Here is a 19,556-nt window from a genome sequence, read left to right on the forward strand (position 1 = left end):
CGGGCCTTCACCCAAGCGGCCGGACAAGCGTGGTTCCCACCGTTCTGTCGATCGTCCACCCAGGCGCCCCGGGAACCCTGCACTCACGCCTTGAGGTAATCCACCCGCCCGCCCAGCCAGCGCGCCACATGGCGCTCGGCCAGGACCGGATGCTGGGCGAGCATCAAGGCGGCCGTCTGCCGCGCCCAGTCCAGCAGCTCACCATCGGTGGCGAGGTCGGCGAAGCGCAGCAAGGCCGCGCCGGACTGGCGGGCGCCCAGGAATTCACCGGGGCCGCGGATTTCCAGGTCGCGCCGCGCGATCTCGAAGCCGTCGTTGGTCTCGGCCATGGCCTTGAGGCGCTCGCGCGCCGTCTGGCCGAGGCGCGGCGCGTCCCCGGTCGAGTACAGCAGCACGCAGGCCGAGGCCTGGGCCCCACGCCCCACCCGCCCGCGCAGCTGGTGCAATTGCGACAGACCAAAGCGCTCCGCGTGCTCGATCACCATCAAGGTGGCATTGGGCACGTCCACGCCCACCTCGATCACCGTGGTGCTGACCAGCAAGCCCATGCGGCCCGCCACGAACTCGGCCATCACGGCCTGCTTCTCGGCGGCGGGCAGGCGCGAGTGCAGCAGGCCGATCTGGATGCCCCCCCCGCCGCCGGGCCGCCCCAAGGCGGGGGACGCCCCCTCGGGGGGCAGCGGCGCAGCGTGGGGAGCATCGTTCAAGGCGGCGGTCAGCTCGGCGTGCGTGGCCGTGGCGTTGGTGAGGTCTACCGCCTCGCTCTCCTCGATCAGCGGGCAAACCCAGTAAACCTGCCGGCCCTCGGCCAGCTGGGCGCGGATGCGCGCGATCAGCTCGGGACGGCGCTGCTCCGAAATCACGCGGGTCACGATGGGGCTGCGCCCCGGCGGCAGCTCATCCAGCGTGGACACGTCCAAGTCCGCGTAGTAGCTCATGGCCAAGGTGCGCGGAATGGGCGTGGCGCTCATCATGAGCATGTGCGGTTCAACAGGCTGCTTCGCGCCGCCTTCAACCGCATCGCCACCTTCCATCACCTTCTCGCGCAGGGCTAGGCGCTGCGCCACGCCGAAGCGGTGCTGTTCGTCCACGATGGCCAGGCCCAGTTTGTGGAAACGCACCTTGTCCTGGATCACCGCGTGTGTGCCGACGATGAGCTGGGCCCCGCCTTCCTGGGGCGCGCGGTCGATGGCCTCCAAGGTTTCGCGCCGCTCCTTGGTCTTCTGCCCGCCCGCGAGCCAGGCCACCCGCACGCCCAGGGGCGTCAGCCAATCCACCAGCTTCTTGACGTGCTGGCTGGCCAGGATCTCGGTGGGGGCCATCAGCACGCATTGGTAACCAGCATCGATGCACACCGCGGCGGCCAGCGCGGCCACCACGGTCTTGCCGCTGCCCACATCGCCCTGCAGCAGGCGGTGCATGGGTGAAGGGCGGGCCAGATCGCGTGCGATTTCCTCGCTCACACGGCGCTGCGCCCCCGTGAGCGCGAAAGGCAGCACGGCCAACAGTTGTTCATGCAGCCCCTTGGCCTCGCCACCGCGCTGCCCCAAGGCAAGGGTCGGCGCGCGCCGCAGCGCCTGCGCCTGGCGGGCTTGCAGCTGCGACAACTGCTGGGCGAGCAACTCCTCGGCCTTGAGGCGCAGCCAGGCCGGATGGCTGCGGTCCTGCAAGGCCGCCAGCGAGACCTCGGGCCGAGGATGGTGCAGGTAGTCCAGCGCGGCGTGCAGCGGCCAGTCGGCCAGCACCCGGGGCCCGCCCGGCCAGATTTGCAGGGCCTGCGGCGGCAGGGTTTCGTCCAGCACCAGCTTGTCCAGCGCACGGCCCACGGCCTTGCGCAGATAGGCCTGCGGCAGGCCCGCCGTGGTCGGGTAGACCGGCGTCAGCGCCTGGGCCAGCGGCGCGCCAGCCTGCACGGCCTTGCATTCGGGGTGCACCATCTCGCGGCCCAGAAAGCCACCGCGCACTTCGCCGCGCACCCGCACGCGCTGGCCCACGCTCAGCAGCTTTTGCTGAGAAGGGTAGAAGTTCAGAAAGCGCAGCAGCAGCGTGTGGCCGGCGTCGTCCTCGATGCGCGCGATCAACTGGCGGCGCGCGCGCACCTCGACCCGGCTCTCGCGCACCACCCCCTCGGCCTGGGCCATGTCACCGTCGCGCAACTCGGCGATCGGCGTCAGCGTCGTCTCGTCCTCGTAGCGCAGGGGCAGGTGCAAGGCCAGCTCCATGTCACTGTTCAGACCCAGGCGGCGCATCGCCTTCTGCGGCGCGCTCATGGGCTTGTCGGCCTTGTCCTGTCGGGTCTGCATCTTGTCGACATGTTCGCGTACGGCGGGCATGGGCGGCATTGTGGCCCAGGCTCAACGGGCGCAGCACGGGCAAGGCATCAGGGCTCGATATGTAACCGGCACATCTTTTGCGTGATGCCCGACGTGGAGCCCAGCCCCACACGCAGACTCCATGAATAAAAGCGTTACCCTCCGCAGGGGGGAACGAACCCATGAAGAAAACACAATGAACAAAGAGAAGACGAAGCTGCAAACCGACATCTACCTGCCCTACATGCGTGACGTCGCGCGCTGCGAGCAATCGCTGCGCGAACTCAACCAGATGTGGCGCATGATCGAATCCTCCGCCAAGATGAATTGCCCCCGCGAGGCACAGACCATCCTGCCCATCATGGCCGCCACGCGGGCCGGCTTCGGCAGGCTTGAGCAGGAACTGGTGGACAGCCTGGCGGGCGAGAAGGTGGCCAACGTGCTGGCCGCCATCGGGGCCAAGGCGCACTACGTGATCGACATCATGGTGCGCAACCTCTACGAGCGCACCGCCGACGTGGGCTTCCTCGCGACCGACCGCGAACTGTGCGCCTTCGTCGCGTCGGCCCAGCAGTCCACGCAGGGACCCGACGAAGACGCCATCGACGCCATCCGCGCGCGCCTCTTCGCCTACCGCAGCAAGTACACCGTCTACGACGAAATCATGTTGCTTGACCTGCAAGGCAATGTGCTGGTGCAGCTGGACCCGGAGTCTCCCGTCGAGGGCAGCAGCGACGCGCTGATCGCCCGCACGCTGGAGAGCGACACCTTCGTCGAAACCTTCCGCGCCAGCGAATTGCGCCCGGGCAAGGCGCAGGCCCTGATCTACTCGCGCCGCATGCACCACCCCGACACGGGCGCCGTGGTCGGACTGCTCTGTCTGTGCTTCGATTTCGAGAACGAGATGCGCCGCATCTTCCGCTCGCACCGCGACCCGGAAGGCCGCTCCAACATGCTGCTGCTCGATGGCGAGGCCCGCGTGATCGCCAGCGCGGACGAGCACTGGATCGCGCCCGGCACCACCGTGCCGGTCAACCTCGATGGCACGCCGCACCTGCAGATCCATCAAGGCCGCGAGTACCTGATCCGCACCTTCCACGCCGAGGGCTACCAGGGCTACATGGGCCCGCAGGGCTGGCGCGGTCAGTTGATGATCCCGGTGGACCTGGCCTTCTCTGGCGGCACGCGCAGCACCTTGTCCTCGCTGGCCCCGGCGCAAGCGGCGGGCCTGCTGCAGCACGCGCGCAACTTCAGCCCGCCGCTGCACGAAATCATCACCGCCACCGAAACCATCCGCCGCGTGGTCTGGAACGGTCAGGTCATCACCGCCGACCAGCAAGACATCTTCGTGGACGATGGCCTGCCCAAGCGCAGGCGCTCGGATGCCAACGGCGGCGAGCAGAAGGAAAAGCTCAAGACCATCCTGGACCAGATCAGCGAAACCGGTTCGCGCAGCAACGCGCTCTTCTCGCAGTCCATCCGCGATCTCTACGAGACCGTGCTCGAAACCAAGCAGCAAGACGGTGAATTCCTGTCCCAGCTGCTGGTGGACCTGCTGGATCGCAACCTCTACGAACGCGCGGACGACTGCCGCTGGTGGGCGCTGACCGCCGAGCTGCGCACCGCCCTGGCCCAGCCGGTGGTCGCCCCAGAAGAAGCGCGCAAGCTGCATGACCTGCTGAGTTACATCCACGGCCTGTACACGGTCTACACCCAGCTCTTCGTCTACGACCGCCAAGGCAAGGTGATCGCGCGTTCACGCCGCGCGGGGGACCAAGCCCACGCGGGCGACGAATCCGTGGACGCCGCCACGCTGGCACGCGTGCGCGCCCTCAAAGACGATCAGGCCTACCACGTCAGCGCCTTCGAGCCCACGCCCTTCTACGGCGGCAAGCCCACTTACATCTACCACGCGGCCGTGAGGGCGCCCGCGCCAACGGGACAGAACGGCGCTGAAGTGGCCGGGGAGGTGGTGGGGGGCATCGGCATCGTCTTCGACGCCGCCACCGAGTTCGAGGCCATGCTGCGCAGCGGCTTGGCACAGCGCCAAGGCCAGGGCTACTTCACCAGCCGCGCCGGGCGCATCATCGCCAGCACCGACCCCGCGCATCCGGTGGGTGAGCGCCTGGACGACCCCGCCCTGCTCGCCTTGCTGCGTGAACTGGCCAAAGGCAAGAGCATCTCGCGCATCGTCGAGCACGACGGGCACTACGCCGTGCTGGGCTGCGCCGCCGGCCAGGGTTACCGCGAGTTCAAGGTGAGCGACGGTTACGAGGAAGACGTGCTGTCCGTGGTCTTCCAGCCCCTGGGCGCGGTGCAAAGCCATGGGCGCTCGCAACGCGCGGACCAAACCATCGAAGGCAGCGGCTACGGCGGGGACGGACGCCAGCGCAAGACCTACGCCACCTTCCACTGCGGCGGTGACCTGCTGGCCCTGCCCGCCCTGCATGTGGTGGAGGCCCTGCCCGCCAGCGCGCTTTCAGCCCGCATGGGCAACGGCGGCCCCGCCATGGGTTCGGGCTCGGGTTCGGGCAACGTCACGGGTTCAGGCGCAGCCAGCCGAGGCAAGAGTGGCACAAATGGCACAAGTGGCCCGAAGTACCAAGGCCGCATCGGCATGCTGGCGCCGCAGGGCAATGACCGCATCGGCCACTTCGTCTGGGTGTTCGACCTGTCCTGGGTGCTGCACCAGCGCCCCGGCACGCTGGACGACAACAGCCAAATCATCATCGTGCGCCACGGCCTGCACACGGCTGGTTTGCTGGTCGACGGCCTGCACGCCGTGCCGGAGTTCGGTGACGAGCAGCTGATGCCCTCGCCCTTTGGCGCGGAGCAGAAGCTGATGAGCCACTTCATCCGCGCCAACGGCGGCAACCTGCTGATCCAGTTGCTGGACCCGGCGGCCCTGCTGGCGCGCGTCACCAGCGGCGCCACGGAACCGGCCACGAACCGCACGGATGCGGCCAACATCGGCACCGGCAAGGACCTGGCGCGCGCGGCTTGAACACCCGCAGTAAGGAGGCCGGGCGGCAGCCCAGGCGAGAGGCCGGATGAGAGAATCACGGCCTCTCGCTTCTTTTTCTTGAACCCTTGGAACGGGCCCGTCCGGCCCTCAAGCCCATGCCGCATTCCCCCGCCTCCGGCGCTTCGCTGCCCTCGTCCGCGCCTCATCCCCGCGCCCACACCCTGAGCGACTTCGACTTCGCTCTGCCCCCCGAACTCATCGCCCAGCACCCCGCGCCCGAGCGCAGCGCCTCGCGCCTGCTCGATGGCCGCGATGCCCGACCCGGCGCGTTGCCGGTGGACCGCATCTTCCGCGAGCTACCTGGGCTGCTGCAGCCCGGCGACCTGCTGGTCTTCAACGACACCAAGGTGGTCAAGGCACGTTTGTTTGGCAACAAGCCTGCTCCGGCCCGAGGCGCCACCTCACCCATCGGCGGCAAGCTGGAACTGCTGATCGAGCGCGTGCTGACGGGCCACGAAGTCGTGGCCCACATGAAGGTCAGCAAGAAACCCGCCGTGGGCACGGTGCTGCAGATGGCGGGCGGCTACACCGCCGAGCTTCTGGGCCGCTGGCCCGATGAAGACGGGCAACTGTTCCGCCTGCGTTTCAGCGACGAACCACACAAGCTGATGGAACAGCACGGCCATGTGCCGCTGCCTCCGTACATAAACCACAGCGACAACGACGACGACGTGGCGCGCTACCAGACCGTCTTCGCCGCCAAACCCGGCGCCGCCGCCGCGCCCACCGCCGCCCTGCACTTCGACGAAGCCGTGCTGGCCGCGCTGGACGCACGCGGCGTGAAGCGCGCCAACGTCACCCTGCACGTGGGCGCGGGAACCTTCTCACCCGTGAAGACCGAGAACCTGGCCGAACACCGCATGCACCGCGAGTGGTACGACGTGCCCGCCGCCACGCAACAAGCCATTCGCGACACCCAGGCGAACGGTGGCCGCATCGTCGCCGTGGGCACCACCACCATCCGCACGCTGGAATCCTGGGCAAGGTCCGCAGGCCCAGGCTTGTCCGGGGGACAAACCAGCGGCGACACCGACATCTTCATCACCCCAGGTTTTGAATTCAAAGTGGCGGACCTGCTGATCACCAACTTCCATCTGCCCAAGTCCACCCTGATGATGTTGGTCAGCGCCTTCGCGGGCTACGAGCACATCATGGCGCTGTACCGCCATGCGATCGCGCAGCGGTATCGGTTTTTCAGTTATGGGGATGCGATGGTGTTGGAGCGGGTGCGGTAGTGGGTAAACCTCCTTGTGCTCCGCTTCCGGACAAAATCGGAGCGACTCTGGCATCCGAAAGTGATTGTTCCAACCGGGCATGATGAGCAACTGAGACTGAAAGCCGTAACGGAAATGCCATGCTGTACTTTCGCGGGGTTTCACGGCTTGTCATGCAATCGAATGCACGCCATATTCATCTGATTTTTTCAAAAAGGCCTTCCACTTAGCTTGCAGTTCGGGAGGGGCAAGGATGAACATCAGTTCATGTTATTCCGCGCTTTTTCGGTCGATATCACATTAGATTGCTCAGACATGGACCCCCACGTCCTCCTCACCCAACTGAAGGCACACATTGGCCGCGCTCCAAGCTTCGCGGACTTCTCGGCCACGTCAGCAGTTCACCAGGAGTGGCTTGGGCGGTCGTACGCATTGGTCAAGCGATGGAACTCCCTCGAAGCAAGTTCGCTGAAGGTTGCCGCTGATTCGCTTGCTTCCCTTACCTTCATGCGCGAAGGCAATCTTGGCAGCATCTTTGGCGTTCTAAATCGAGCAATTTCGGACCTGGAACTCCAACTCCCTGTGACGGCGGCACAGGCATTCGGACCCGGCGCCGTCTACGACTTCTTCAAGGCCCTCAACTCGGTTGTCTCGTCAGCCCAGTCTTCGCTGTTCATCATTGACCCATACCTCGACGACACAGTGTTCGACGCCTATCTGTCAGGTGTACCCAAGCAGGTTTCGGTGCGGCTCCTCGTAGAGGGATACGCGGCGAAAGTCACCTCTGCCATTCAGCGGTTCGTGGCGCAGTTCGGCATTGCGGTTGAGGCTAGACGTAGTCCATCGTTTCACGACCGAGTGATTTTTGTGGACTCAAGCGAGTGTTGGGTGTTGGGTATGTCCATACGCAAAGCAGCGGAAGCGAAGCCAACTTACCTTGCCCCGCTGTCTTCCGACATCGCAGCGCTGAAGCTTGGTCACTATGAGCAAATCTGGTCAGGCGCAACAGCAATCTAATCCGTCGCTCGAGCCGCCGGCCACCGGGATAGGCGCCTGGCCGCTCAGCTCCAACGTTAAACCGTAGGAGACACCGTGCCAGAGTGGAAAGACGTCCTAGCAGCATTGGTCACTCTCGTAGCTTCGTTCGCAGGTGCGTGGGCGGCATTTAGGCTTCAGGCCCACGAGAAAAATAATGAACTTATACGGCACAACGTGGGCGCAGGTAATCGGGCGATCTTCGACGTATACGCGCTTTGGAATGTTCTGGAGCAGTTCCGAAAAGAAGTGCTCGAACCATCCCGCGGTAGGCCAGATGCTTGGCTCAATCTGGCCGCGCACCCTGCGGCGCCTGTGGCAGTGGACCGATTTGATGCCTCGGCGCTACAGTTTCTTCTAGAGGAAGGGCACGCAAGCGTCTTTGCCTCTCTGATGCTGGAGGAACGCAGGTTCCATCTCGCAATCGACCTAATCCGAAGTAGGTCGGAGCTGGTCCTGGACACAGTGTTTCCGAAAATGGCGACTGCCGGTTTCAATGTGATGCAGCCTCAAAACGAGACCGAGGTCGAGCAAGCCATAGGTTTGGACGTCTGCCACAAGCTCCGGCAAATTACCGCAGCCATCTTTCAAAACGTCGACGAGGACCTCACATCGCTCCGACAACTCTACGTCGATCTGAGGACGGCCATGCAAGCTTTGTACCCCGGTCGGAAGTTCGTGCAAGTTGACTTTGACAGGAAGCCGGAAGATGCAGGTGGTGCCGCTGCTGTCTAACAGGTCGTATATTGACACCCCCTGAACGGTAAGAGGCTGATCGAATGTGGACCGACGGGTAAAGCGCCTGAAGTCGTATATCCGGCATCTGAGGTGTGATCATTGAAGTCCCGTGCCGACAGGAATCCGCATCACAGATGCGCCAATCACTACAAGCAGCTGCATGAGAGCCGGAAGAGTTATCGGCATCCCGCGATGTGGGTGGAACCCCGTTTGGTCATGATGGTCGATCAATCTCGTTGCAAAGGCACATGCGGAAATGTCCTACTCACTTCGTATCTGGCTCAGGCAGGTATCACGTCAGTCCAGTCGTCAACCATCGGCAGGGGCTGAAATTCAACGTCGTGCCGCAGAATCGAGCCGTTGTCCATACCAATGCCGACGTATTTATTTCGATTCACCATCGCAAGCGTTCCCGACAGGCAAGAAGTCGTTGCGGAGATATTTTTCGGCGACATCCAGGTTGCGGAACTGAACACCGAGTCTGGTGACCTTTCTATCGAAATCTATCCCAGACCTAATGGAAAACCTTGGTGCCTAGATGCAGAACAGTTCCTACAGGCAATCATGGAAGCGAGGATGGCGCTCCTGGGGAAAAGTTCATGATGGAGGCACGCTGCGACATAAAGTGCCAAACGCTGCGGACGACCTATCAGCTGGACCACATCCAGGGACACCTCTACCCATGCAACTAGATCGCACTAAAGCTTTAATCCATCAAGGGATTGATTTAAGCAATCCGCTTGGTGCGCTAATCCAGGTGCTTGAATCGGCGCTGGAACTTGTCTTGCTGCCGGACAATGATTTTGCTTGGTCTTCTTGGGCCAATGCGGCCGAAGCTCAAGCAGAAATTAGGGTGTTGATTGAGTTGGCGCTGTCAGGCGTTGTGCCCGAGCGAGGTACCGTCGCTGTGCTATTTGCACCAACTAGGCCACTACAGGAGATAAGCCTGAGCAGTGGTTGGGCGGAGTCATTTCTTAAGGTTGCGGAGCGGTTCGATGAAATCGAAACCGCTGTTTGGTCGTAATCTGCCCAACTGGTAGCCGACGCATTATTCGCAGATTGGTACGCATCGTACCAACACCAAACAGCCGTTATTCCCCGAAGTAGTCCGCCCCCGCCAAATCCCCCATCAACCCCACCCCCGTCGGCACCCACCCCAACTGCCCCCGCGTCCACGCACTCGACGCCGGCATATCCAGGGCCGCGAAACCGGCCCCAGCCAATTGAAATGCACGGGCGCTTCCTCGCGCATGAGGCAACGCACAGGCAGGCCCATACCGTGGCCGATGGCTTCTGCGATTTGCTTGAAGGGCAGGCCTTCTTCCGCAGCGCCGTGGTAACGCGCCCCCGGGGTGTTCACGCGGGTTGAGCGTGGCGTGTTTATGCCCGAGGTGATGCGGTTGAAAACTGCCGCCGGTAGGTGGAGGGTGCGATGTTGAAGGCGCTGGCGAAGTGTTGGCGCAATGACACCGCCGAGCCAAACCCGGCGTTGAGCGCCACGCGATCGATGGACAGGTGGCTGGTTTCCAGCAGGCGCTGTGCCAGGGCCAGCCGTTGGTGCAGCAGCCATTGCCCGACGGTGGTGCCGGTGGCTTGACGGAAGCGGCGTGTGAAGGTGCGCCGGCTCATCAGGGCGCGCCGTGCCAGATCGTCCAGGGCATGCGGTTTGTGCAGGTGCTTGCTCAACCACGCCAACACCGGCTGCAAGCGGTCGGATTCGGCGGCCATGGGCACGGGTTGCTGGATGTACTGGGCTTGCCCGCCCTCGCGGTGGGGGGCGACGACCATGCGGCGCGCGGCCTGGTTCGCCGCTTGGGCGCCGTAGCGCACGCGCAGCAGGTGCAGGCAGCAGTCGATGCCGGCGGCGGTCCCCGCCGAGGTGAGGATGTCGCCATCGTCCACATACAGCACGTCGGCCTGTAGCCTGACCGATGGGAAGCGTTGGGCGAACACGGACGCCAGGTGCCAGTGGGTGGTGGCGGGACGTTGGTCCAGCAGCCCAGCCTCGGCCAAGACAAACGCGCCCAGGCACAAGCCCACCAAGGTCGCGCCACGGCGGTGGGCTTGGCGCAGGGCGTGCAGCAAGGCCGGGGGCACCGGCTGGCCGTTCTGATGCCAGGAAGGCACCACCACGATCTGCGCGCGGCGCAAGACTTCCAGGCCATGGGTGGTGTGGATGGCGAAACCGGCATTGGTGCGCAGAGGACCGGGTTCAGGCGCGCAGACCCGCAAGCGAAAACGCGCTTGACCGGTGTCTGTCTGGTCTTCGCCAAACACCAGGCATGGCACGGACAGGTGAAACGGACTGATGCCGTCAAAAGCGACCACGGCAACGGTTTCGGGGGCAGGGGCACGCATGGCCCGATTCTATCGATCAATGGCATTCAGGCCGCTTTTCTCGGCCGCGATCAACGCCCAGAATTCGCTTGTCCTTTGAACGTTGAACTTTGAACTTTGGAGCGTTTCATGAGCAAGTCCCCATTGCGCCGTGCCCTGGTGGTGATTGATGTCCAGAATGAGTATTTCGAAGGCGGGGGGCTGCCCATTGCGCACCCTCCCATATCGCAGACCTTGCCCAACGTGTTGCGCGCCATGGATGCGGCGCGCGCGGCTGGCGTCCCGGTGGTGGTGGTGCGGCATCAGGCGCCTGCCGGTGCCCCGGTCTTTCAACTCGACACGGTCAACGGGCAGTTGCATCCCGAAGTGGCCCGCCGCGAGACCGACCACCGCATCACCAAGACATTGCCCAGCGCGTTCACCGGGACCGATCTGGCCGACTGGCTGGCACGGCATGGCATCACCACCCTCGCGGTGGCGGGCTACATGACGCACAACTGCAATGCCTCCACCGTGTTCGAAGCCATGCACCGTGGCTTGCAGGTGGAATACCTGGCCGATGCCAGCGGGTCATTGCCGTATGCCAACGCCGCTGGTCAAGCCACGGCGGAAGAAATCCACCGGGTATTCAGCGTCGTGTTCCACAGCAATTTCGCGGCAGTGGTTCGCACGCACGATTGGATCCAAGCCGTGCAAGCGGGCTTGCCCCTGGAAAAAGACAACGTGCTGATGTCCAACCGCCGAGCGCGTGCCGATCACGCCGCCACCGCGGTGTAACCACAGGAACCGAAGAAGACCCGCGACACCGTTGTCGCCTTCTTCGGTTGGCCCTGTTTCGGCTTGCTTCGCAGCCGCGGCGCAGACCTTGGACGCCGCCCCGCAGAACACGTCGTGCCGTCCCAGCTTCATTGAAGCGAGCGCATATCTCCACAATTCATTGACAAAGCGGGCGCATCATCCGCGCCATGATCTACGCCAACCGTCGCCAGTTCACCCTTGCCCTGATGGCCGCCAGCCTGGCCACCACCGCCCGCGCCGCCGAGAGCGCGCCGCAAGGCACGACCAACACCAGCGAATCCTCCCTGGATTTCAACCCCCATCGCTACACCCGGCAGGACTTCGTGCTGAAGGGCCTGGCGGTCGACGTTCGCGCCTACGAAGGTCTGCCGACCGTGCGCAGGGCGTTGGAGCCGAGTTACCAGACGCTCAACCTCTACATTCCCGACGCCTACTTCAAGGGCGGCACCGTGGGCCGCTACAACGCGCAGACCGCGCCCATCTTCCTGCCCAACCAAGTGGGCGGCTACATGCCCGCCAAGCCCGGCACCCTGGCCGTGCGCGTGGAAGGCCCGCCCGGCGGCATGGGCATGGAGATGGGGGGCGGAGGCGGTGGCCCTCAAGGTCCAGGGCGGGGAGGCATGGGCGGAGGCGGGGGTGGAGGGCGCATGGGCCCTCCCGGCGGCGGCATGGGGGGTGAGCCGGGGACTCGCCCCGGAGGCGGCGGTGCGCGCGGCGCAGGCGGACCCGGTGCGGGCCCAAATGCCGGGCCGAGTGCTGGCCCGAGTGCCATCATGCAAGCGCTGGCGCGCGGCTTCATCGTGGCGGCACCGGGTGCGCGCGGCCGCACGCTGCGGGCGGAAGACGGCAGCTGGACCGGCAAGGCGCCCGCGGCCATCGTGGACCTCAAGGCCGCGGTGCGCTGGCTGCGCCACAACGCGCTCGCCAACGGCGGGCGCTTGCCCGGCAACACCGAACGCATTGTGTCGAACGGCACCAGCGCGGGCGGCGCGCTCTCGGCCCTGCTGGGCGCCAGCGGCAACCACGCCGATTTCGAACGCGAACTGCAGGCCTTGGGCGCGGCCGACGCGCGTGACGACATCTACGCGGTGTCCGCCTACTGCCCCATCACCAACCTCGATCACGCCGACGGCGCGTATGAGTGGCAGTTCCACGGGCTGACGGAGTACCGCAACGTCGCCGTGTCCATGCTGGACTTCCGCGTGGAACGCACGGAAACCGTGGCTCGGCTCGACGCCGAACAACAGCGGCTCTCGACGGAATTGCGCGCGGAGTTCATCGCCTACGTGAACGGCCTGAAGCTGCGCGGCGCACAGGGCCAGCCCTTGTCCTTGCAAGCCGATGGCACAGGCACGCTGCGCGACGAAATCCAGGCCCTGCTCATGGCATCGGCCCAAGGCGCGCTGGCCGCTGGTGTGAACGTGGGGCAGCGCGATTGGGTGCGGGTGAAGGATGGCCAAGTCAGCGCGCTGGATTTCGCGGCGCACGTGCGCGGCATGGGCCGCATGAAGGGCCTGCCCGCCTTCGACGGGCTGGAGCTGGAGACGGGTGAAAACCAACTCTTCGGCAACGCGCAAACCGACAAACGGCACTTCACCGCGTTCTCCGCCCGGCACAGCCGCAGCGAGGCGGGCGCCTTTGTCGCGGACCCGCTGACGGTGCGTCAGATGAACGCCATGCACTACGCCACGGACAGCAGCGCGCGCCCCGCGCCCCACTGGCGCATCCGCCACGGCACCATGGACAGCGACACCTCCTTCGCGGTCCCGACGCTGTTGGCTGCCGCGCTGCGCGAACGCCAGCTCCAGGTCGATCTGGCCTTGCCCTGGGACCGTCCGCACAGCGGGGATTACGACCTGGACGAGCTGTTCACCTGGATCGAGCAGCGGGTGTGAGGCGGCGGGTCAAGGGGCCGATGAAGCCGCCTGTGACCTCATCATCGCCTCGAATTCGCCCTGCGCCACCGGCCGGGAATGCAGGTAGCCCTGCTGCAGCACGCAGCCCCGGCCACGCAGGAATTCCGATTGCTCCTCGGTCTCCACGCCTTCGGCCACGACCTGCAAGCCCAGCTCACGACCCAGGGTGATGACGGCCGCGGCCAGCGCGCCGTCGCGGCCGCCGCGCGCCACGTCGATGACGAAGGCGCGGTCGATCTTCAGCTCGCTCACCGGCAAGCGCTTGAGGTAATTGAGCGATGAATAACCGGTGCCGAAGTCGTCCAGCGCCAGGCCGTAGCCCTGGTCGCGCAGGCGCTCGAGCACGCCGATGGCGGCGCCAATGTCGCGCATCAGCATGGTCTCGGTCAGCTCCAGCATCAGGTTGGACGGACGCAGCCGGTAGCGCTGCATGAGCGCGGCCAGCTGGTCCAGCAAGCGCTCGTCGGCCAGACTGGAAGCCGGCAGGTTGACGGACAAGGGCAGCTCGGGCAGGCCCGCGTCCGCCCAGCGGCGCAAGCTGCCGCAGGCGGCGTGCAGCACCCAATCGGTCAAGGGGCCGATCAGGCCGCTTTCCTCGGCCAGGGGAATGAAGTGCCCCGGTGGAATCAAACCGCGCTGCGGGTGCGACCAGCGCACCAAGGCCTCGGCGCCAACGATACGGCCGCTGCGCACGTCCACCTTGGGCTGGTAGTGCAGGCAGAGCTGTCCGGTCTGGATGGCTTGGCGCAGCTCGGTTTCGAGCAGCACGCGCTCGCGCGCCTGGACGTTGTGCGCGGCGTCGAAGAACATGTGCTGGCCACCGCCCGCCTCGGCGGCGGCGCGTGCGGCCTGGGCCGCGCATTGCATCAGGCCGGTGAGGTCGGGCGCATCGCCCGGAAACAGCGCGATGCCGATGCTGGCCGACAGCACCAGGGGCTGCGTGTCCACGACCACGGGCTGGGCCACGGCGGCCAGCAGGCGGTGCGCGACCAGGGAGGCTCGCTCCTGGCTGTCGAGGTCGTTCAGCAAGATGGAAAAGGCGCTGTCACCCAGACGCGCCACCACCCCCGAGCCATCGCCCGTCGTGCCCGCGGCGGCCAGATCGCCGCCGCGGATGCACATGCGGATGCGCTGGGTGATGTCGGCCAGGGCCTCGTCGCCCGCGGCGCGGCCATAGACGTGGTGGATGCCGCTGAGGCGGTCGATCTCGACGTGCAACATCGTGCAGCCGACCCCGCCGCGCCGCGCGCGCTCGATCACCGGCACCGCCAGCTCCGCGAACAGGCGGCGGTTGGGCAAGCCGGTCACTTCGTCGTAATGCGCGAGCCGCAGCGCGCGTTGCTCGGCCGCCGCGCGGGAATCGTCCAGGCCGGCGCGCGCCACGAACTCCTTGCGCAACAGGTACTCGCGCCACCAGCCGATGCCCGCGGCGAGGATGAAGAGCGTGAGCACGTGGTAGGACCAGTAAGCCGCCCACCCAGGCGTCAGGCCCGCATGCCACCACAGCGCGTACTCGAAGGCCGCCAGGATGACCAGCCCCGCGACCAGGGCGTAGCGGAACTGCACCCCCAGGATCACGAAGCAATAAAACTGCAGGAAGGTGAAGTTGAGCACCCCGACCCAGCTGTGCAGGCCCGCGCCTCCTTCGGCGTCGATGCGCGTGAGCGTGTAGAAAAGGCAGAAGGCGACGGTGACGATGAAACAGCTCATCACCGGTTGCCAGTGTCGGCGCGCGTCGGACAGCAGGGAATAGCCCAGCCCCGCCAGCAGCACCGGCAAGGCCAGGGTCAGACGCAGCAGGTTGGCGCTGACGCCCCCGTAGGCGATGTGGTCCACCAGGTAGTCACCGACGATGAGCACCGCGCCCAGCACCAGGCTGGCCTGGGCATAAGGGAAATAAAAGGCGACGTAATGCGTCACGAAACGCCGCTCATAAGCGGCGTCGGCGAAGCGCAGCAGCAGGCGCCATGGCATCGCGGCGGTGCCCGCGGTGCTGGCCGGCGGGCTCTGGGCATCGGCATCGTGCATCAAGCAGCCCCTGACTCAAGACGACCGGCGACGGCGGGACGCCGCGCCAAAAAACTCCGGCTTGTCCCCATCATATCGTCCGACCTGGCGCCGCCTTGAGCGGCACCGGTCACGGCCCCGGCCCCGGCCCCGGTTATGCACGCGACCCGGCTTGGCACGCGACACGGCGCCGCAAGCCCAAGACCATCAGGTTGACATCAGGGCCACATCGGGCCACATCGGGTCACCCGGCCGCAAGCGCTCCGTCCGTCTCAGCGCAGCGAGGCCGCGTGGTGCGCCAGGTGGTCGCCGATGAAGCTGGCGATGAAGTAATAGCTGTGGTCGTAGCCGGGGTGGCGGCGCAAGGTCAACGAGTGCCCCGCGGCGGCGCAAGCTTGTTCCAGCAGCTCCGGCCGCAGCTGCTTGCTCAGGAATTCATCGCTATCGCCCTGGTCCACCAGCAGAGGCAGGCGCTCGCCGGCGCTGGCGATCAGTTCCACCGCGTCCCATTCCTTCCAGGCTTCGCGGTCCTCGCCCAGGTAGGCGGCGAAGGCCTTGCTGCCCCAAGGCACCTGGCTGGGCGCGACCACGGGCGCGAAGGCCGACACGCTGCGGTAGCGGCCCGGGTTGCGCAGCGCGGTGATGAGTGCGCCATGGCCGCCCATGCTGTGGCCGAAGATGCCGCGCGCCTCGGTGCAGGGGAACTGCTGCTCCACCAGCGCGGGCAACTCCTGCGCCACGTAGTCTTGCATGCGGTAGTGCTGGGACCAGGGGGCCTGCGTGGCATTGACGTAGAAGCCCGCGCCCTCGCCCAGGTCGTAGCTGTCCACATTGGGCACCCCCGCGCCACGCGGGCTGGTGTCGGGCGCGACGAGGATGAGCCCGTGGCGCGCGGCGTGCTCCTGCGCGCCGGCCTTGGTGATGAAGGTCTGTTCGTTGCAGGTCAGGCCCGCCAGCCAGTACAGCACGGGGCAACGCTCGCCCGCCACGGCGGCGGGCGGTAGGTACACACCGAATCTCATCTCGCAGCCCAGGGCCGCGGAGGGGTGTTTCCAAACTTCTTGACGGCCACCAAAGCAGGCGTGGCGCTCAACGCGGTTCATGTTTTTGTGTCTCCTTGGTTGTGGGAATGAGGACGCGCAAAAGCACATTCTCGTCCAGAACACGCGGTGGCCCGGACCTTGCGCCTGGGCCACCCGTGAGGCGTGAGCGGACCTTGCCTCGCGTTCGCCGCGACGCGCTGGTTCAGGACGATGCGGCGGATGGACCGGATGCAGGCTTAGGTGCGGGCGGGTTGATCGGCAGCATCAGCTCGACGCGGGTGCCCTGCCCGGAGCTGACGATGTCCAGCCGGGCCATGAGGGCGGCGGCGCGCTCGTGCATGGCTTGCAGGCCCTTGCCGGGGGTCAGCGCGGGCTCGAAACCCAGGCCATCGTCCTCGATCACGATGTGCAGGGCTTCCCCCTCGGGGCCATGGTCGCGCTGCGCCGACACGCTGAGGTGGCTGGCCTGCGCATGCTGGAGCACATTGGAAATGGCGCCGAAGAGCAGGAACTGCAGGTGGCGTGCATCGCCGACGTCCATCCGCGCCAGCGGCGGCAACTCGTCCACCGTCCAGTGCAGCGTGATGCCCCCGGCGCGCAAGCGGGGCTCAAGCCGGTAACGCAGGGCGGCCAGCATGGCGCCGACATCGCCCGGATCGACCTGCATGGCGTCGATGGAGAGCTTGAGCTGGTCCAGCGAGTCCGTCAGCGTGCGCAGCAGTTCCTCATTGCTGGTGGCGCCCGAGCGCAGCTGACGGATCGCGGTGCTCAGGTGCACGCCCACGCCATCGTGCATGTCCTTGAGGATGCGGCCCCGCTCCTGCTGGCGGGCCTGGTCACGCGCCAAGTTCTCCAAGCGTGCGTAACTCTGGGCCAGTTCACGTTCGCGCGTGGCCACGCGCTCGCTCAGCTGCTGGGTCAGCTCACGCGCGTACTGGCTGGCGGCGCGAAAGCGATGGATCATGATGACGATCAGGGCCAGCCCGAACAGCACCGAGGAATAGCGGATCCAGGTGTTGACCTCCAGGCTGCCCGCCGCGAGGCGGATGGCCAACCAATCGCGCACCCCCATGGCGACGTTGACCGTGCCGATCAAGCCCACGACCAGGCGCGTGCGGTCTTGCGGATGCAGCAAGGCGCGCCAGAGGTACAGCAGCGCGTACGCCACGAAGATCAGGTTGGCCATGCCCAGCCACACCGTCAGCCACACGGGGTTGTCGAACAGCTGGGTCAGCGACGCGGCCAGCATGGCCGTGACCACCAGCGCGCCCAGCCCCCATTTGACCCAGCGCGCCGAGGGCCGCTGGTGCCAGCCCGCCACGCAGTGGCAAAACCAGCCCACGCCCGCGATCCAGCCGGCGAAGGCCACGGTCACCACCACGGTCCAGACCGGCCAGGGCAGCGGAGGCCGGTTGAACACCACATCGCCCACGCGCAGGGCCCAGCAGTACTCGGCCAGGAAGGCCGCGAGGTACAGCGCATTGGATTGCGGCCCGACCTGGCCCTGAACCGGCTCGCTCTCGGGCTGCGTGATCCACAAGGCCAGGGCCAGGCTGCCCACCAGCAGGCTGAACGCGGCGATGATGACGGACATCTCCACCCGCATGCGGTAGCTGGCGTCGTACAGAGGACGCACCTCCGCCTGCGGCCCCAGCAGAGGACGCGCCAGGCCGCCACGGCGTCCTTTGTCGGCGTTCAAGCGGATGATCAGGCGGTTGTCGGTGTCCGTGATCAGCTGCGGCGGCACCGTGACGTACTGCGGCGCCCTGGAGTAATCGGCTGTGTTGGGCTGGTTCAGATCGCCCAGGCGTTCGAGCAGGGTGCCGTTGAGCCAGATCTCGGCCGTGTTGCCGATGCGCGGAAAGTAAATGCCATAAGGAGGCTCCCCCTCGCCCTGCCCCCCCTTGGGAACGTCAAAGCGCAGCTCGAATTCGGCCTGCCCGGCACGGCCCGGGTGCACGCGGTCCCAGTGGTAGGGCAGCGTGACCGCGCCCAGCGCCAACGGCTCCTGCCCCACAACGTGCACCACCGCGCGGGCCTGCGCCAGCTCCTGCAAGACCCCGGGGGTGGCCGCAGCCGGGGCCGGCGGCACCGCGCCATTGGCCCCGAGGCCCACGCTGGGCGCCCCGATCGCGGCAACGCCCACGAGGCCACTGGCAATCAGTCCGAATACAAGGCATGCGAGGAATGCGAGCGCACGGCGGCGCCCAGCGCGCAAGACGTGCGCGACAGCGGGCATGGCCGGAAGGGACAGCGCCATGGCCAGGCTCAAAATGATTTCAGCAAACCCATGCGGGTGGCCTCGAACACCGCCTCGCCGCGCGAATGCACGGCCAGCTTTTGGTAGAGGTTCTTGATGTGCGTCTGCACCGTGTGGACGCTGATCTCTTGCAGGCGCGCGATCTCGGCGTAGGAAAAGCCGCGCGCGATCAGCTCCAGCACCGCCTGCTCGCGCGCCGACAGCGCGGGCGCCTGGGCCACCGGCAAGACCGGAGGCGCAGCGGGCGCTGCCTCGGCCAGGGCGCGGTAGCGGCGCAGCACGCGCCGCGCGACCATGGGCGAGATGGGCGAAGCGCCCGCGCGGATTTGCAGGATGGTCTGCGCGATGTTCTCGGGACGCTCGTCCTTGTGGATGTAGCCCACGGCGCCGGCCTCGATGCTGTCGAGCACGCTGTCCTCGTCGCCGAACATGGAAATGACCAGCATGTCCACCGCCGGAAAGCGGGCGAAGGCATGGCGCATCACGTCCAGGCCGGAGCCATCGGGCAGGCCCAGGTCCACGAGCAGCACGTCCAGCACCAGCTCGGCGCTGTCCAGCCAGGCCTTGGCCGCGGCCACGGTCGCCGCCGCGCCGACCAGCGACAGCCCGGGCGTGTCCTGGATGCAGCGAGCGAAGAAGTCTCGGGTCTGCGGGTCGTCCTCGACCACCAGCACGGACAGCATGGAAGAAAGAGAGGTTGGGTTTGATGGGCTGATCAAGCCGCCTTTATACCCAGCGTCGGCCCCCGTGGGGCATCACATGAATTCGGGATGTTGCTTTTCAGGCCGCGCTTCCAGAATGCGCGCCAAGCCCGGGGCAGGACCTCCACCACACCTCCACCACACCCTTCACCGCAAATTGCCCCGCGCTC

Annotated in this window: 13 protein-coding genes; 7 read left to right on the forward strand and 6 right to left on the reverse strand. The window is 66.2% G+C overall.

All coding sequences use genetic code 11. The annotated features are described in order from the left end of the window. Positions 1 to 83 precede the first annotated feature (83 nt). A complete protein-coding gene (gene recG / locus HGR_RS08980; RefSeq protein WP_406564774.1) occupies positions 84 to 2,333 on the reverse strand; it encodes an ATP-dependent DNA helicase RecG in 2,250 nt (749 codons plus the stop codon). Between the two features lie 175 nt (positions 2,334 to 2,508). Here recG and HGR_RS08985 point away from each other — a divergent pair, with 175 nt between their 5' ends. The 5 genes from HGR_RS08985 (at position 2,509) to HGR_RS17040 (ending at position 9,348) form a co-directional block, all read left to right on the forward strand. Further along, on the forward strand, positions 2,509 to 5,316 hold the full coding sequence (locus HGR_RS08985; protein ID WP_006297898.1) for a chemotaxis protein CheW: 2,808 nt from the start codon (positions 2,509 to 2,511) through the stop codon (positions 5,314 to 5,316). A 116-nt stretch (positions 5,317 to 5,432) separates the two neighbouring features. Then, the gene (gene queA / locus HGR_RS08990) at positions 5,433 to 6,572 is read left to right on the forward strand and encodes a tRNA preQ1(34) S-adenosylmethionine ribosyltransferase-isomerase QueA (RefSeq protein WP_050797425.1); all 1,140 of its coding nucleotides are present in this window, start codon (positions 5,433 to 5,435) and stop codon (positions 6,570 to 6,572) included. Between the two features lie 246 nt (positions 6,573 to 6,818). Beyond that, on the forward strand, positions 6,819 to 7,568 hold the full coding sequence (locus tag HGR_RS08995; protein WP_006297900.1) for a phospholipase D-like domain-containing protein: 750 nt from the start codon (positions 6,819 to 6,821) through the stop codon (positions 7,566 to 7,568). Positions 7,569 to 7,643: 75 nt separating this feature from the next. Continuing rightward, positions 7,644 to 8,321, forward strand: coding sequence for a hypothetical protein (locus HGR_RS09000; protein WP_138922456.1), 678 nt, complete (start codon positions 7,644 to 7,646; stop codon positions 8,319 to 8,321). A gap of 685 nt (positions 8,322 to 9,006) precedes the next feature. Continuing rightward, on the forward strand, positions 9,007 to 9,348 hold the full coding sequence (locus HGR_RS17040; RefSeq protein WP_081463490.1) for a hypothetical protein: 342 nt from the start codon (positions 9,007 to 9,009) through the stop codon (positions 9,346 to 9,348). A gap of 356 nt (positions 9,349 to 9,704) precedes the next feature. Here the strand turns inward: HGR_RS17040 and HGR_RS09010 are convergent, their stop codons facing one another. Beyond that, complete coding sequence (locus tag HGR_RS09010) at positions 9,705 to 10,682, reverse strand: GlxA family transcriptional regulator (RefSeq protein WP_006297905.1); 978 nt, start codon at positions 10,680 to 10,682, stop codon at positions 9,705 to 9,707. Positions 10,683 to 10,790: 108 nt separating this feature from the next. On the opposite strand from HGR_RS09010, the gene HGR_RS09015 reads away from it, so the two are divergent. Together HGR_RS09015 and HGR_RS17810 are read left to right on the forward strand one after the other, a co-directional pair. After that, positions 10,791 to 11,438, forward strand: a complete 648-nt coding sequence (locus HGR_RS09015; protein ID WP_006297906.1) for a cysteine hydrolase family protein — start codon at positions 10,791 to 10,793, stop codon at positions 11,436 to 11,438. 188 nt (positions 11,439 to 11,626) lie between these two features. Continuing rightward, positions 11,627 to 13,354 (forward strand): subtype B tannase, encoded by a 1,728-nt coding sequence (locus tag HGR_RS17810; protein WP_006297907.1) that lies wholly within the window; start codon positions 11,627 to 11,629, stop codon positions 13,352 to 13,354. Between the two features lie 9 nt (positions 13,355 to 13,363). Here the strand turns inward: HGR_RS17810 and HGR_RS09025 are convergent, their stop codons facing one another. The 4 genes from HGR_RS09025 to HGR_RS09040 all read right to left on the reverse strand — a co-directional run bounded on the left by HGR_RS09025 (position 13,364) and on the right by HGR_RS09040 (position 19,368). Further along, the gene (locus HGR_RS09025) at positions 13,364 to 15,403 is read right to left on the reverse strand and encodes a putative bifunctional diguanylate cyclase/phosphodiesterase (RefSeq protein ID WP_006297908.1); all 2,040 of its coding nucleotides are present in this window, start codon (positions 15,401 to 15,403) and stop codon (positions 13,364 to 13,366) included. A 251-nt stretch (positions 15,404 to 15,654) separates the two neighbouring features. After that, positions 15,655 to 16,485: an S-formylglutathione hydrolase gene (gene fghA / locus HGR_RS09030; protein WP_006297909.1), complete on the reverse strand. Its 831-nt coding sequence runs from the start codon at positions 16,483 to 16,485 to the stop codon at positions 15,655 to 15,657. Between the two features lie 142 nt (positions 16,486 to 16,627). Next, positions 16,628 to 18,685, reverse strand: coding sequence for a sensor histidine kinase (locus tag HGR_RS09035; RefSeq protein ID WP_138922457.1), 2,058 nt, complete (start codon positions 18,683 to 18,685; stop codon positions 16,628 to 16,630). 8 nt (positions 18,686 to 18,693) lie between these two features. Beyond that, entirely contained in the window at positions 18,694 to 19,368 is a 675-nt protein-coding gene (locus HGR_RS09040; protein WP_006297911.1) for a response regulator transcription factor, read from the reverse strand. Positions 19,369 to 19,556 lie beyond the last annotated feature (188 nt).

This window comes from Hylemonella gracilis ATCC 19624, assembly GCF_000211835.1.
In the GTDB taxonomy this organism is placed as follows: Bacteria; Pseudomonadota; Gammaproteobacteria; order Burkholderiales; family Burkholderiaceae_C; genus Hylemonella; species Hylemonella gracilis.